The organism is Nonomuraea marmarensis (assembly GCF_043197025.1).
Taxonomy (GTDB): Bacteria; Actinomycetota; Actinomycetes; order Streptosporangiales; family Streptosporangiaceae; genus Nonomuraea; species Nonomuraea marmarensis.
This window is the reverse complement of sequence record NZ_JBICRM010000005.1, coordinates 171,244-186,010: the sequence shown is the minus strand read 5'-3', so window position 1 is coordinate 186,010 and position 14,767 is coordinate 171,244. Positions and strand designations below refer to the sequence as shown.

Sequence of the window (14,767 nt, the reverse complement as noted above, 5' to 3'; positions counted from 1 at the left end):
GAAAAGGGATCCTATTGCGTAATCCTGGCCTTCAGCTCAGTGATCGCGGACACAGGCGTCGGGTCGATGGCGTATCCAAGCGCCAGGTACGTGCTCGCGTAGTCGCCCAGCCCGATCAGCGTGGCCATCCGCTCCAGCGGGTGCACGCCTTCGGCCGTGAGCTCGGTCACCGCCACGTCGCGCTCGCGCGCCAGCCGCAGTGACGCCTCGCGCCGCCGCGTCACCTGGGGATGTTCTTCCACGTCGCGCAGCACGACCAGCCTGATCGCCGGGCCCGCCGAGTCGGCGAAGATGTCCCGCTCGGCCAGCGGCCCCTCGAAGGTGGCCACCTGGTTGTGGTCGGCCTCGGGCAGCTCGCCGTAGATAGCCGGATATTTCGCGTTGGTGTTGAGCTGGCAGGCCAGCCGGTACGCCGCGACGGCCGCCACCGGAGACGAGCCCCAGATCATCGGCACGCTCTCGGCCAGGTCCATGGCCAGCGACTTGCCGGGGTTGATGAACGACTCGCTGGCCGGCCGGCACCGGTGCGCCATGTCCTCCAGCGACTTGGCCACCCGCTCGAACAGGTCCGCGTCCGCCGGCAGGAGCCGCAACGCGGCGCCGGCCACGATCAGGGGGATCGTCAGCAGCCAGATGTTGGCCCTGGACTGGCCGCTGACGGGCACCGGCACGTAGATCGCCGACGCCTGGGTGGCGATGGCCTCCAGCTGGGAGCCCGGGGCGCCCACGCCGAGCAGCGTGCAGCCGCGCCGCACGGCCTGCGTGGCGACGGACACCGTCTCCTCGGTTTCGCCGGAGCCGGAGACGGCGATGACCAGGTCGGTGGCGCCTATCCAGCCGGGGAGCTGGTAGGAGCGCAGGGGCACGATCGGCAGCGGCGCGCCGTTGCCGACGACCGCCGTGAGGATGTCGCCCGCGATGCCCGAGCCGCCCATGCCCGCGACCACGATGGCGCGCGGGCGCCCCTGGCTCGCCAGGCGGTCGACATGGGCCTCGACGGCGGTGCGGTAGCCGGTGCGTACGTGAGCGGCGGAGGCCGCGACCGCGAGCAGCATGCCGCTCGGATCACCCTCGGTGAGGTACCGCTGATCGTCGAGCCGCCCCGGCTCCCAGGTCACGGCTTCCTGGCCTCGTCGACGAGCAGGACGGGGATGTCATCCCGGACCGGGTAGATCAGGCCACAACCCGTGCAGACCAGCTCCTCGGCCTCGGTCTCCGCGCGCAGGGGCGCCTTGCACGCCGGGCAGGCCAGGATCTCCAGCAGCCAGTCGTCGATCTTCACTCTGCCACCTTTCCCACAATGGCGAGGACCTCGTCCTTGATCGCCGTCATCTTGCCGTCGTCGGCCGCCTCGGCGTTGAGCCTGAGCAGCGGCTCGGTGTTGGAGGCCCGCAGGTTGAACCACCAGTCGGACCCGGTCACGGTCAGCCCGTCGAGCTCGTCGAAGTCACCGCGACCGGCGAACGCCTCTCGCACCCGCCGCAACGCCTCGCCCTGGTCGGCGACGGCGCTGTTGACCTCACCCGAGGCGTGGTAACGCGAGTAGACCCCGACCACCTCGGACAACGGCCGCTGCTGCTCCCCCAGCGCGGCCAGCACATGCATGGCGGCCAGCATCCCGGAGTCCGCGAACCAGAAGTCGCGGAAGTAGTAGTGAGCCGAGTGCTCGCCACCGAAGACCGCGCCCGTGCGGGCCATCTCGGCCTTGATGAACGAATGCCCGACGCGGGTGCGCACCGGAACGCCGCCGTGCTCGCGGACGATCTCGGGCACGCCGAGGGACGTGATCAGATTGTGAATGATCGTCGCGCCCGGATATTTGGCCAGCTCGCGCGCCGCGACCAGCGCCGTGATGGCCGACGGCGAGACGGACTGCCCGCGCTCGTCGATCACCCAGCACCGATCGGCGTCACCGTCGAACGCCAGCCCGATGTCGGCGCGGCTCTCGACCACGGCCCGCTGCAGATCGACGAGATTCCCCGGCTCCAGCGGATTGGCCTCGTGGTTGGGGAAGTCGCCGTCCAGCTCGAAGTAGAGCGGCGTCAACTCGATCGGCAACCCCTCGAACACGGCGGGAACGGTGTGCCCGCCCATGCCGTTGCCCGCGTCCACGACGACCTTGAGCGGCCTGATGCCCTGGAGATCGACGAGCGTGCGCAGGTAGTGGGCGTACCCCGACAGCAGATCCTTCTCGATCATGGAACCGGTGGGCGTGGCGGTGATCCCGACCAGCTCGGCGGCCCTGTCACGGATCTCCGTCAGCCCCGTGTCACCACCGATCGGCACCGCGCCGGAGCGGCACATCTTCATCCCGTTGTAGCGGGCGGGGTTGTGGCTGGCGGTGAACATCACGCCGGGCAACCCAAGGCTCCCGCTCGCGTAGTAGAGCAGGTCGGTGGAGCCAAGCCCAGCGTGTACGACGTCGGCGCGGCGCGAACGGGCACCTCTGATGAAGGCCTCGGCCAGCGGCACGGACGACTCGCGCATGTCGTGCGCGACCACGAGCGACTCGGCCCCGGTCACTTCCACGAAGGCCGCCCCCACGGCCTCGGCGGTCGGCTCGTCGAACTCGTCGGGCACCACCCCGCGAACGTCGTACGCTTTGAAGATCTTGGCGAGGTCGCCCACTCTCCAGCTCCGCCCTTAGGTCGTTTCCTCCGTGTAAAACGAGCCTACCGGTCGCGATGCTGCTGAGCCGACCTCAGAACGCGCAGGTGCCCACGGCGCCCGACCTCGACCCCTTGACCGACCGGCTCGCCACCACCGGACGGAGTGGGCCGCGCGGCCTCCCTGACCGCGTTGGCCAGCGCCTCGAGATCGTCGGAACTGGGCGAGCCACCGTCCGTCGGCAGCCGAACCACCTCCCAGCCGCGGGGAGCGGTCAACCGCTCGGCGTGTTCGGCGCACAGGTCATAGCAATGTGGCTCCGCGTACGTCGCCAGGGGGCCGAGGACAGCGGTCGAGTCGGCGTATACGTACGTGAGCGTGAAGACGGCAGGCTGGCTGCAGGCGGTGCGGGAACAGCGGCGGACGGGGCTCACGGAGGGACCGTATCTGGTAAGTCTGCCAGGCGCCACTACCTGAGCGCTCTTAACGAGCGTGTCGCCACAATTCGGACACCTGTCGCAGCCTTTCCACCAACATGCCCCGATGCCACCACCCTCCAGCCCGCCACCCGCCCGGGCTGCGGACCTCGCCGAACGCCCGGGCACCCCTGCCTTTACCGCTCACACCACCCCTTCAAACCCACGACCTCTACCACTCGCACCGCCCCCTGAAACCCATGGCCTTCACCGCTCGCGCCACCCCTTGAAACCCATGCCGCCGCTCCTCAGAACCGATGCCCCCGCCCCTTACACTTGCTGTCGTGACTCCGAAGCGCGGTCCCAGACGGCGCGATCGCCACGGTCGCGGCCTCCGCGGCCCACTCGCCCCCTCCCACGTCCCCATGGCCAAGTCCCGCAGCGAGCGCTTCGACGACCTCGTACTGGACGCGGTCGACCGACTCCGGCCACGGTGGGAGCAGCAGCTGTCGGCGGTGGAGTTCGCGGTGGAGGAGGTACCACCGCTGAGCGAGCTGGGCGACGGGCCGAGCCTGAGCTCGGACCCGATCCCCTTCGGCCGCGCGGACGCCGCCACCAGCCAGACCCCCGCCTCGGTAGTCGTCTACAGACGCCCACTGGAAGCCAGAGCAAGGGACCGGGACACGCTGGGCGCCATGGTCCACGACACGGTGGTGGAACAGGTGGCAACCCTCCTGGGCCTCTCCCCGGAAACCGTCGACCCAGGCTACGAAGACCGCGGATAAAGGAGGGCTCCAGCCGGCGGGGGTGGCGGTGTTCAGGAAATCACCCGCTTCCGCCGCCGCCGGAGACTCGCTATTTCCCGAACGCCGGAGCCGATTCCCGGCGAACCGCAGCTCTCGGTGTCGTACATGAGCGCGCTGGACATCAACGCCATCCCCGTGATGGCTCGGAGTTAATCGGTGGTGGCTGCCAAGCGCTTCTGGGCACAGTGGGTCTGTGCCAGAGAACAACTTCGATGAACGAACAGCAGAGACGTATGAGGCCAAATGGCCGGAACTGTTCGATCCCGCGGTCGTCGACCCGGCGGTGCGCTTCCTCGCCGACCTGGCAGGCTCAGGCGACGCTCTCGAACTCGGCATCGGTACCGGCCGCATCGCCTTGCCGCTCAGCCGGCGGGGCGTTCACGTGCACGGAATCGAACTGTCGCCGGCCATGGTGAGGCAACTGCAGGCCAAGCCGGGCGCGGAGCACATCGGCGTGACCATCGGCGACTTCGCGATCACCAGGGTAGGCGGCCCCTTCAAACTCGCCTACCTGGTACGAAACACGATCACCAACCTGACGACGCAGGATGAACAGGTTGAGTGCTTCCGCAACGTGGCGGCGCAGCTCGAACCAGGTGGCTACTTCGTGATCGAGGTGTACGTCCCGGAGCTGCGGCGCCTCCCGCCCGGCCAGACCATCCACCCGTTCACGGTGACTCCGGCGCATCTCGGTTTCGAGGAGTACGACGACCTCGCGTCGCAGATCGCGTTCTCCCATCACTACTGGGTAGTGGACGGGCAACTTGAGACCCGCTCGTCGCCACACCGCTACGTATGGCCGTCCGAGCTGGACCTGATGGCGCGACTCGCCGACATGACCTTGCGCGAACGCTGGGCCGACTGGAACCGTGAGCCTTTCACCAGCGACAGCAGGAGCCACGTCTCGGTCTGGCAGAAGACCTGATGCTCCCTCCCGTACCCAAGCTCGACGTCCACCAGTGCCTGCGTGAGCTGCCCGTACCTCTCGTTTACGAGGGGCCTTGCCCTGGTGGTCAGGTCGGTGCCGCGTACGTACGCTGGCCCGACGGCCACCGATCGGTCCTGACCAGCGGCCCCGATGTGAGTCACCTGCTGTCGGTGGCGCGGGCAGCGGGCATCCCAGCGCCGAAGTACGAGCTGGTTCAGTCCCGCGTGATCGTCCAGGAACTGCTTCCTGGCACCACCCCACGCATCCCCACGGCGACGACCGTACAGCGCATGATCGAGATCAACCAGCGATGCCGCGGCCTGCTCGCAGGGCGTCCCGACCTCCCGGCGCTTCGGCTCTACCTGCGTGCGGACGGACCGGGCTTCTGCCTGCACGGATCGCTCCGCGAATACGACAGCCGGACCCGCTACCTGCTCGATCAGGTGGAGGAAATCGGCCAGGCATTCCCGGACACCCTTGAGGGCGACGATCTGGTCCACACCGACTTCCACCCGGAGAACGTGCTGGTGGACGCGACTGGAACGGTCACCGGCGTGATCGACTGGGACGGCGCCACCCGCGGAAACGCCGACTTCGACCTGTTCACCCTCCGCTTCGACCTGGCCCACCGCGCCCCTGAACTGCACGTGGACGTCCCCGGCACAGTGGCCCTGGTCTCCTGGGCGCACATGAGCCTGCGCATGGTGGACTGGGCCATCCGTCACTTCACCGCTTCGGACGTCACCGTCTGGCTCGACATAGCCCACACCCTCAGACCCCGTTGACATCCAGCGTCCCACGTCATACTTCGGCCACCTTAATGTAATGATCGCCGCATCACACATGGGGCGTCATCCATGGGCCCTGCGCACCCGGATCCTCCGGTGCATCCTGGAACCCTCCCCAAGTCCCCTTAGGGCAATACCACGCGTTGAGAGTCGTTCAGGGCCGGGAGCATCGTCCACATCCTGGCCGGGGCCAACGGCTGGGCCGTGATCAGGAGACCCGTCTTCAGGCGTTCCTCCACCACCCGGCCCCCATAAACCTCGCCCGAGACAGGCGTGACCACCACCGCGAAATCGCCCTTCGCCTTGAGCTTCACGTTCCTGGTACGGCCCGCGGGCACCTCGACCTCAAACGGCCGCTCCCCGGGCACCACCTGGACCCGCACCTTCCCCGGCCCCCCGAGCGCCGTGAGCACCAACCGTGAGCCCGTGCCGTTGCGGGCCACCGCGCTGCCCAAGGCCAGCGACGAAGTCCCCGCCGTGAACGCCACGTCCGCCCTCTGTCCCGTGCCCGTGATGACGACCCCGGCCACGACAGGGACCGAGGATGTGAGCACCAGGGCGGCGGAGGAGGCGCCCACGCCCGTGGTGACGTCCAGCGAGACCACGCTGCCCGCCGGCACGTCCAACGACTCGCGGCCCTTCATCGCGTACTCCGCGTCCTCGCTCACCGCCTTGACCTGCACCACGGCATCGGTCTCGCCGGGCGCGGCGACCAGCAGTTCGCGGCCGCCACCGCCCCCGGGGATCCCGGGTACGACGACGCGGGTCGCGGGCGGGGCGGCGGCGGGGAGCCAGTCGACGCCCCCGCCGTCCAGCGTGGTCCTGGCGGCGACGGCGACGCGGCCGAAGACGGTGGTGACGCTCAAGGCCATCACGTCGGCGGAGGGCGCGAGGGTCTTGAGATCGATCTCCCTGTGCTCGCCGGGCGCGATCTCCAGCCCGATCCCCTTGTCGCCCGAGACCGCGCCTTCCGCCGCGAAGACGACCACGTCGGCCTGAGCCGGGGCCTTGTCCGCGTTCGTGAGGTGCAGGCGCACGTCGGCGTTCGCCGGTCCTGGGCCCACCAGCCAGGTCTCGGGGGCGGGCTCGGTGCAGCGGACTCCGGCCAGGCCGCGCCCGCCGCCCTGCGTGACCCGGGTGAGGTAGCCGGCCTCCAGGCCGCCGGGGCCGTTCGTCAGGTACGGCTTGGCGTCCATCGCCTCGTGGGTCAGCGTGCCGGGCAAGTAGACGCCCACCTTCTCCCCCTTCGTACCGGGGCAGACCGCGGTGACCGACTCGACGGCCACCTTCCTGGGTCCCACCGAAGGGCGAGGCGAGGGGGCCGGTCTGGTGACGTACGCGACGCCGTACATGGCCGTCAGAGCGACGATGACCAGCACGAGCAGGCCGAACCTGTTCTCCACGAACGCCTTCATCACGCACCCGCCAGCGCCACGGCCGGCGTCTCAAGAGCCTCCGGCGAGCGTCGGCCCGGCGCGGCCAGCAGGGCCGCCACCAGCACCAGCACCCCCTGTGCCCAGAGCCACGGCGTGTGCAGGATGCTGACCGGCTGGGCGGGGACGCGCGTGACCGGCTCGGCCAGGCCCCACAGCCCGCCCGCCTCCGACAGGCTCAGCCGCTGCAACGACGGCTGGGAGTCGAGCGTCTTGGCCAGTTCGGCGGGGACGGGCGGCGCCACGGCCACCATCGCGATCCCGTTCTGTGCCAGCGTGGCCGCGTCGCCGCCGCGCCCGCCGATGAGCCCCTGCGCCGCCGTCCCGACCCGGGCGCGGGCCTCGGACGCGACGGGCAGCTCCGACTCCCCCAGCAGCGGGGTACGGCCGTGCAGCACGGTGAAGGACGACCCCTTGACCACCAGCGTGCGTTCACCATGCGTGGAACGCAACGCGGCGAGCACGGTGAGTACCTCGGGTGCGTCGCCCACGAGCGGACCGCGCACCCCGTTGACCATCCAGTAGCCCGCGGCCAGCAGCGGCGTGCTGAACGCCACCGCCACCACCACCGTGGCCCCCACCCGCAGCAGCCCGCCCCCGGCGCGCAGCTCGGCGAGCCGGTGCGCGGTCAGGCCCACCAGCACCAGGAGCCCGGTGCCCGCGAACGCCAGCGGCACCCCCGGCCAGGCCCGCGCCCCCTCGACGGTGATGCGGCTGACCAGGATCGCCGCCAGCACCCCGTACAGGGCGATGCCCCAGCCGATGGCGACGATCATCCGCTGGCGGCGCATGAGGAGCGCGGCCAGCGCCGCCGTCACCAGGCCCGCGGTCACCCAGAACGGCAGCAGCCCGGGACCTCCGGGACTGAGCGCCAGCAGCGACTCGGGGGCCAGACCGGCATCGACCAGGGCCGGATCGTGCAGGCCCGCTTCGAGCAGGATCTTGCCCGGGTCCGCGGCCAGCCCCGCCAGCCAGGGGAACAGCAGCGCCACCGGCACCACCAGCGCGATCGCCATGGACGTCACCGCGCCCCGCCGTACACCGCCGAACGCGACCGCCGCGAGCACCCCCAGCACGGCGAAGAGCGGATACACCAGCGGCACGAACGCCGTCCCCACCGCGAGCAGCAACCCCAGGCTCCAGCCCGCGCGCCGGGCGCGGCGGCGTTCCGCGGACAGCAGAGTGGTGACGAGGGAGGCGTAGAGGGGCAACAGCACGAACACCACCGCCGTGCCCAGCCGCCCCGCCGCGATCGCCCCGGTCGCGACGGGCAGCAGCGCGTACGTCCCCGCCGCCCACGCCCGCGCCGGCACCGCCGGGATGAGGTGCCTGGTGGCCAGGTACGCCGTCGCGCCCGCCATCGGCACCGAGCCGAGCAGCAGCACCGAGACCGCCAGCCACGTCTTGCCGAACGCCAGCGTGGACAGGGCGGCGAGCACGGCGACGTACGGCGGCGCCCAGGCGGTCGAGCCGAGCCCGATGTCGTGGAAGCCCTCGGTGTAGAAGGCCCAGAGGTCGCTCGCGCCGCCCGTGACGGGGACGAGTGCGCCGCCGCCGAGCCGTTCGCCGCCCAGCAAGGACCGCTCGGCGACCAGGGCGACGATGGTCAGCGCGAACATGAGGATGACACCCGGGCGGCCGATGAAGCGTTTGACCGCGCCGGTGTCCGCCGGCACGACCTCGTACTCCTCCTCGGGCGACGCGTGATGGTGGCGGCCGGTCGAGTCGACGGGCGCCTCGCCGGCCAGGAAGCTCTGCACCATGTCGATGAGCCGCCGGTAGGCCGCACCCCGCGGGGTCATCAACCGCTTTATGCGGATATATCCCCTTTTGCGGTCCTGCTTGTTTCCGACGGGGCGGCGGGCACGCCGCGCTCTCAGCAGCCGGAACGGGTGCGCCAGGATCGAGCCCATGGCCACCATCTCGTCCAGCGCGTTCGCCGGCTGCTTGCTCACGATGAACAGCAGCGTGCGGACGGCCGAGCCCAGCACGTTCCGGAGCAGCGCCCACCACATCGCCCAGAACGGCAGGTTCGCCATGACCACGAAGATCGCGTTGCGCCGGTCCAGCCTGCGCGGATGATCGCCGCTGACCGCGATGGGCCGCCGCCTGCGGGCCGCCGCCTCGGCGTGCCAGGCCACGGCGGAGGTCACGTTCAGTACCTTGTGCCCGGCGTTGCGCACCCGCCAGCACAGATCCAGGTCGTCGCGGAACAACGGGAAGAACGGATCGAGCCCGCCGACCCCCTCCCACACGTCCCGGCGGATCAGCATGCCGGCCGTGGACACCGACAACACCTCCCGCGTCCCGTCGTGCTGCCCCTGGTCGAACTCGCGCGGCTCCAGCCCCGTGTCCCTGCGCCCGGTACGCCCCACGGTCACGCCCACCTCGAGCAGCCGCCTGCGGTCGAGCCAGTCGCGTAACTTCGGGCCGAGCACGGCGGCCTTCGGATCCCGTTCCGCGGCGGTGAGCAGCCATTCGAGCGCGCGCCTGTCGGGGGCGCAGTCGTCGTGCAGCAGCCAGATCCACTCATCACCGCCGCGGGGCGGCAGCTTCGCGAGCGCCTCGGCGACGGCTTCGCCGAAGCCGGTGGATCGGGGCAGGGAGATCAGGTTGCCGCTGCCGAGCGTCTGGGCGAGCAGGCCGGCCGAGCCGTCCCTGCTGCCGTTGTCGACGCCCGCCACGCGATCGGGCCTGCGGCTCTGGCTGACCAGCGCGCGCATCGTCTCCCCGAGCCAGCGCGCGCCGTCATGGGCGACGACGATCGCGGTGACGTAGGGACGGGTCATGGATGGACGGCTCCTGGGGGGTTGATCAGGCGCGCCCAACCATACAGGTACGCATGCGAAAAAGGGTCACACGGCGGCCCGCGTGACCCCTTCGCCCATATACCTAAACGGCCTGGCGCTTGATCCGTCTGCGCTCCCGCTCGGACAGCCCACCCCAGATGCCGAACCGCTCATCGTGCTCGAGTGCGTATTCAAGGCACTCGGCACGGACCTCACACGATCGGCAGACCTTCTTGGCCTCTCGGGTGGAGCCGCCCTTCTCCGGGAAGAACGCCTCCGGATCCGTCTGCGCGCACAACGCGCGCTCCTGCCAGCCGAGTTCTTCAGCGTCAAGCTGATCCTGTGCGATGACCGGATCGGTCACTGCACACCTCCCTGCCGCCCGCCCGCAATGGAGCCCCCCATGGACGCCTTCCTTACTACCCACCCACTGGAAGGCGTAACAACATGGTTGTAATTACACGCGCGTGCCGTGGTTGACGTCAAGCGGCATGCCGGTATCCGGGGAAAGACCAGATCTCGCCCCGGTGTGCTCGGCATGTGATGTTCGCACCCGGCCGACACCCTTGAGCATGGCGTCGGCAGGGGTCGTTCAACGCTGTCAGCGGTCGGAACCGTACCAGGGCGGTATAGACGCCCGCCCCGGGCCCACCTTCTCTCTAGCCGTTCATTGCCGGTCCGTTACCTGCGTGGCTCATTGGGGGTGTATATGGCGGTCGGGTCGATCGGGTCGTCTCCCGGACGGCGCTGGTCGCCGCCGAAGGGGTCGAGCCGCATCGTCGATTCGCCCTGTTCGTTCCAGTTTGGCGCCTGATGGGTGGGCTTGTACTGGCCCTGCTGGGGCTCGTAGCCCCCCTGCTGTTGTTGCTGCGGGTGACCGAACGGGTCGTCGTGCGACCTGCCGGCCTGGCTGGAGTAGTCGGGCACCCGGAGCTCGGACTGGGTGCCGGCCTGCTGGTACGTCTCCGCCTGCTGGTAGGCGTCCATGAGCTGCTGCGAGCGCGGGTCCACAGGCAGGTCAGGCTCCTGGTACGCGTTCGGCGTGGCGTACTCGTGGCCCGAATACCCCGTGAACGGCTGGCCCCCCGCCTGGCCGCCCTGCTGGTCGAAGGCGCTCTGGCCGAAGTACGGCGCCTGGTCGGCCTGGGGGTACGGCACGTTCGGGGTGGTGTCGCCCGCCGGAAACGACTGGTCCGCGGGGGCGGCGAAGGCGTTGGGCGCGGTGTCCGGCGGCGCGAACAGGCTCTGCTGGTCCGCGGGCGGGGCGAAGGGGTTGGGCTGGTCGTTCGCGGGGGGCGCGTAGGGGTTCGGGCTCGGCTGGCCGTAGACGTTCGGCTGGCTGTCCGCGGGGACGTACGGGGCGGGCTGGTACTCCGCCGGCGGGGTGGTGTAGTCCTGGGCCGGCGGGGTGGCGTAGTCCTGGGCCGGCGCCGAGGGGGCGGCGGGCAGGGCGGCCCTGATCGGCTGGTACGGCTCGGGGTAGGCCGGCTGGGACTCGGGCTGGCCGAACTGCTGGTGGTCGGCGGGGGGCGCGTACGGGGGCTGCTCAGGCTGGCCGCCGAAGCTCGGCGGCTGCTCGGGATGGCCGCCGAAGCTCGGCGGCTGCTGTCCGTAGCCGGGCTGCTGACCGGACGGAGGCTGCTCCCCGTAACCGTGCTGGGGCTGCTCCCCGTAACCATGCTGCTGACCCGACGGGGGTTGCTGCCCGTAAGCGGGCGGGCCGGGCTGGGGTTGCTGGCCCGAGGGAGGCTGCTGGCCGTAGCCGCCGGGGGGCTGCTCCTGCTGGCCATAGGCGGACGGCTGCCCATAAGCGGGCTGGGCGGGCTGCTGTGCGGGGGCGGGCTGCTGGCCGGACGGCGGTTGCTGGCCGTAGGCGGCGGCAGCTGGGTCTTGGTGACCGTAGGCGGCAGGCGGCTCTTGCTGGCCGTAGGCGCCGGACTGCTCCTGGCCGTACCCCGGCTGCTGTCCCGAGGGCGGTTGCTGGCCATAGGCGGCGGCCGGGGGCTGGCCGTACCCGGGACCCTGCTGGGGCTGCTCGGGCTGGCCGAACTGCTGCTGCGGCTGACCGAAATACGGGGGCTGCTGGCCGAACTGGGGCTGGTGGTAGACCTGCGCGGCGGAACGCTCCGGCAGGATCTGCGGGAGCACGTAGACCAGCGCGATGGCGGTCAACGCGAGCGCGGGCACGCCCCGGAGCGCGAACTCCACCGTCGCACGGGCCCCATTACCCGCGAACAGGCCGAGCACGAGCGCCAGCATGCCGAACACCGCGGCCAGGAGGAGCCCGAAGGCCGCACCGTACGCGATCGGCTTCGCCTTGGGCGAAGGCGTGCCGACCTTGGTGACGAGCACCACGGCACCCAGGAACAATGCCGTCACGACCGGACTCGTCAGGTCCGGGAGGTTCGACGCCGCGCGTTCCATGAAGGACGAGCCGGTCGATCCGACCAGGATCTGGCCGATCTCCACCAGCACGCCCACCAGTGCGCTGACGAGCATGATCCAGGCGCCCGGCTCCCTCAGCCGGGCGACGTCAAATTTGCTCACAAGTACCCCCATCGGACCCTTTAGCCCGAAGGGAGTTTGCCACATCACCGACTCGCCCCGCGGGGGTCCCAAGAACCTCTTTCCTAACAAAGCCCCCAACACCTGGCAGTTCGCCTCTATCAAGAGGGAGAAAACCACTCCCGAGACGGGGCTGTCAGAGCCCGGTGAAAGACTGGGCCGCATGCACATCGTGTCACTCGCCGGCGGCATCGGCGGCGCCCGTTTCCTGCGCGGCCTGCGCGCGACCGAGCCGGACGCCCTGATCACCGTCATCGGCAACACTGGCGACGACATCACCCTGTTCGGCCTACGGGTCTGCCCCGACCTCGACACCGTGATGTACACCCTGGGCAACGGCATCGACGAGGAGCAGGGCTGGGGGCGCGCCAAGGAGTCCCACGTGGTCAAGGAGGAGCTGGCCGCCTATGGCGTCGAGCCGCAGTGGTTCGGGCTCGGCGACCGCGACTTCGCCACCCACATCGTGCGCTCGCAGATGCTGGAGGCCGGCTACCCGCTCTCGCAGATCACGCAGGCGCTGTGCGCACGCTGGCAGCCGGGCGTGCGGCTGCTGCCGATGAGCGACGACCGCTGCGAGACCCACGTCGTGATCGAGGACGAGCACGGCAGGCGCGCCGTCCACTTCCAGGAATGGTGGGTACGCCTGCGCGCCTCGGTCCCCGCCCAGTCGTTCGCGCTGGTGGGGGTCGACACGGCCAAGCCCGCGCCGGGCGTTCTGGAGGCCATCGAGCAGGCCGACGTCGTCATCCTGCCACCGTCCAACCCGGTCGTGAGCATCGGCACGATCCTGCAGATCCCCGGCATCCGCGACGCCCTGTTGCCCAAAACCGTGGTCGGGGTCTCGCCGATCATCGGCGGCGCGCCCGTCAGGGGTATGGCCGACGCCTGCCTGACCGCCATCGGGGTGGAGACGACGGCTCAGGCCGTCCTGGAGCTGTACGGCTCCGACCTGATCGACGGCTGGCTGGTGGCGGAGGAGGACGAAGGGGTCGCTCTCGGCGGCGTCCAGGTGGTCGCCCGGCCGATCCTCATGCACGACACCGGCGCCGCGGCCGACATCGCCCGCACCGCCCTCGACCTCGCCCAGGAGCTGGCCCGATGAGCCGACGCGTGGAAGTGGTCGCCGTCGAAGGCATCGGCGAGGTGCGGCCGGGGGACGACGTCGCGGCCCTGCTCAGGGATGCCGACGTGCGCGACGGTGACATCCTCGTCGTTACGTCCAAGATCGTGAGCAAGGCCGAGGGCCGCGTCAGACAGGCGCCGGACCGTACCCAGGCGATCGAGGACGAGACCGAGCGCGTGGTCGCCAGGCGCGGCGACACCGTGATCTCCCAGACCCGCCACGGCTTCGTCATGGCCGCCGCCGGCGTCGACGCCTCCAACACCGAGCCGGGCACCGTGCTGCTGCTCCCCGAGGACCCCGACGCCTCGGCCCGGCGCATCAGGAAGGGGCTGCAGGCGAGGGTAGGAGTGATCGTCTCCGACACGTTCGGGCGGCCGTGGCGCAACGGCCTCACCGACGTGGCCATCGGGGTGGCGGGCGTGCGGCCGCTCGACGACTTCCGCGGCACGTCGGACGGTTACGGCAACGCGCTCAGCGCCACCGTCACGGCGCTGGCCGACGAGATCGCGGGCGCGGCCGAGCTGGTCAAGGGCAAGCTCGCCGGGGTTCCCGTGGCGATCGTACGCGGGCTGTCCCACCTGGTCACCGAGGACGACGGGCCAGGAGTCAGGCCGCTCGTCCGCCCCGCCGACGACGACCTGTTCCGTTACGGGTCGCGGGATGTGGTGTTCGCCCGCCGTACGATCAGGGAGTTCTCTGACCGGCCCGTCGACCCGGAGAAGGTACGCAGGGCGGTGGCGGCGGGCATCGCCGCGCCCGCGCCGCACCACACGACCCCGTGGCGGTTCGTGCTGGTCGAGTCGCCCGAGACGAGGACCAAGCTCCTCGACGCCATGCGCGAGGCGTGGATCGAGGACCTGCGGGGCGACGGGTTCACCGAACAGTCGATCGCCAAGCGGATCAGGCGCGGCGACGTGCTGCGCGACGCGCCCTACCTGGTCGTCCCGTGTCTGGTGATGGAGGGGTCGCACACGTACCGGGACGATCGGCGCAACGCGTCGGAGCGGGAGATGTTCGTGGTGGCGACGGGCGCCGGGGTGGAGAACTTCCTCATCCAGCTCGCCGTCGAAGGGCTCGGCTCGGCGTGGGTGTCGTCCACGATGTTCTGCCGCCCGGTCGTGCGCGAGGTGCTGGATCTGCCCGGTTCGTGGGATCCGATGGGCTGCGTGGCCATCGGGCACGCAGCCGCTCCGCCGCGTGACCGCGCGCCCCGCGACCCGGCGGACTTCATCGTCACCCGCTGACTAACTACCGGTCAGCCGACCGTTTACCGTTAGGAAAGTTTCCTTTACATTTGGACCATCCCCCCATG

General features: G+C 70.4%; 13 protein-coding genes. 5 read left to right on the top strand and 8 right to left on the bottom strand.

The genetic code is table 11. The features are described 5' to 3' along the window. Positions 1-11: 11 nt before the first annotated feature. Genes ACFLIM_RS10175 through ACFLIM_RS10160 form a run of 4 tightly spaced genes read right to left on the bottom strand, consistent with a single transcriptional unit; the run spans position 12 to position 3,041 of the window. Complete coding sequence (locus tag ACFLIM_RS10175) at positions 12-1,118, bottom strand: SIS domain-containing protein (RefSeq protein WP_393164211.1); 1,107 nt, start codon at positions 1,116-1,118, stop codon at positions 12-14. Then, complete coding sequence (locus ACFLIM_RS10170) at positions 1,115-1,282, bottom strand: Trm112 family protein (RefSeq protein WP_082535407.1); 168 nt, start codon at positions 1,280-1,282, stop codon at positions 1,115-1,117. Before ACFLIM_RS10170 ends, ACFLIM_RS10175 begins: the two co-directional genes overlap by 4 nt. Beyond that, entirely contained in the window at positions 1,279-2,628 is a 1,350-nt protein-coding gene (locus ACFLIM_RS10165) for a phosphomannomutase/phosphoglucomutase (protein WP_393164209.1), read from the bottom strand. Before ACFLIM_RS10165 ends, ACFLIM_RS10170 begins: the two co-directional genes overlap by 4 nt. Before the next feature lie 44 nt (positions 2,629-2,672). Further along, on the bottom strand, positions 2,673-3,041 hold the full coding sequence (locus ACFLIM_RS10160; protein WP_113700081.1) for a DUF3499 domain-containing protein: 369 nt from the start codon (positions 3,039-3,041) through the stop codon (positions 2,673-2,675). 326 nt (positions 3,042-3,367) lie between these two features. On the opposite strand from ACFLIM_RS10160, the gene ACFLIM_RS10155 reads away from it, so the two are divergent. From ACFLIM_RS10155 to ACFLIM_RS10145, 3 genes are all read left to right on the top strand, one after another. After that, positions 3,368-3,808 (top strand): metallopeptidase family protein, encoded by a 441-nt coding sequence (locus ACFLIM_RS10155; RefSeq protein ID WP_393164207.1) that lies wholly within the window; start codon positions 3,368-3,370, stop codon positions 3,806-3,808. A 214-nt stretch (positions 3,809-4,022) separates the two neighbouring features. After that, complete coding sequence (locus ACFLIM_RS10150) at positions 4,023-4,754, top strand: class I SAM-dependent DNA methyltransferase (protein WP_393164206.1); 732 nt, start codon at positions 4,023-4,025, stop codon at positions 4,752-4,754. Further along, on the top strand, positions 4,754-5,542 hold the full coding sequence (locus ACFLIM_RS10145) for an aminoglycoside phosphotransferase family protein (RefSeq protein ID WP_393164205.1): 789 nt from the start codon (positions 4,754-4,756) through the stop codon (positions 5,540-5,542). The genes ACFLIM_RS10150 and ACFLIM_RS10145 overlap by 1 nt, the downstream gene beginning before the upstream one ends. A gap of 128 nt (positions 5,543-5,670) precedes the next feature. On the opposite strand, the gene ACFLIM_RS10140 is transcribed toward ACFLIM_RS10145, so the two are convergent. The 4 genes from ACFLIM_RS10140 to ACFLIM_RS10125 all read right to left on the bottom strand — a co-directional run bounded on the left by ACFLIM_RS10140 (position 5,671) and on the right by ACFLIM_RS10125 (position 12,314). Further along, a complete protein-coding gene (locus tag ACFLIM_RS10140) occupies positions 5,671-6,960 on the bottom strand; it encodes a DUF5719 family protein (protein ID WP_393164203.1) in 1,290 nt (429 codons plus the stop codon). After that, the gene (locus tag ACFLIM_RS10135) at positions 6,960-9,767 is read right to left on the bottom strand and encodes a glycosyltransferase (protein WP_393164202.1); all 2,808 of its coding nucleotides are present in this window, start codon (positions 9,765-9,767) and stop codon (positions 6,960-6,962) included. The genes ACFLIM_RS10140 and ACFLIM_RS10135 overlap by 1 nt, the downstream gene beginning before the upstream one ends. A 103-nt stretch (positions 9,768-9,870) precedes the next feature. Then, entirely contained in the window at positions 9,871-10,131 is a 261-nt protein-coding gene (locus ACFLIM_RS10130) for a WhiB family transcriptional regulator (RefSeq protein ID WP_020546325.1), read from the bottom strand. 317 nt (positions 10,132-10,448) lie between these two features. Continuing rightward, on the bottom strand, positions 10,449-12,314 hold the full coding sequence (locus tag ACFLIM_RS10125; RefSeq protein WP_393164201.1) for a hypothetical protein: 1,866 nt from the start codon (positions 12,312-12,314) through the stop codon (positions 10,449-10,451). Positions 12,315-12,495: 181 nt separating this feature from the next. On the opposite strand from ACFLIM_RS10125, the gene cofD reads away from it, so the two are divergent. After that, positions 12,496-13,434, top strand: a complete 939-nt coding sequence (gene cofD / locus ACFLIM_RS10120) for a 2-phospho-L-lactate transferase (protein WP_393164200.1) — start codon at positions 12,496-12,498, stop codon at positions 13,432-13,434. Beyond that, on the top strand, positions 13,431-14,699 hold the full coding sequence (locus tag ACFLIM_RS10115) for a coenzyme F420-0:L-glutamate ligase (protein ID WP_393164199.1): 1,269 nt from the start codon (positions 13,431-13,433) through the stop codon (positions 14,697-14,699). Before cofD ends, ACFLIM_RS10115 begins: the two co-directional genes overlap by 4 nt. The last annotated feature ends 68 nt before the right edge of the window (positions 14,700-14,767 follow it).

Excerpts from the sequence above, each read along its gene's own strand:
- ACFLIM_RS10115 (WP_393164199.1), top strand. The coding sequence starts at position 13,431 with ATGAGCCGACGCGTGGAAGTGGTCGCCGTCGAAGGCATCGGCGAGGTG.
- ACFLIM_RS10135 (WP_393164202.1), bottom strand. The coding sequence starts at position 9,767 with ATGACCCGTCCCTACGTCACCGCGATCGTCGTCGCCCATGACGGCGCG.
- ACFLIM_RS10145 (WP_393164205.1), top strand. The coding sequence starts at position 4,754 with ATGCTCCCTCCCGTACCCAAGCTCGACGTCCACCAGTGCCTGCGTGAG.
- cofD (WP_393164200.1), top strand. The coding sequence starts at position 12,496 with ATGCACATCGTGTCACTCGCCGGCGGCATCGGCGGCGCCCGTTTCCTG.
- ACFLIM_RS10140 (WP_393164203.1), bottom strand. The coding sequence starts at position 6,960 with ATGAAGGCGTTCGTGGAGAACAGGTTCGGCCTGCTCGTGCTGGTCATC.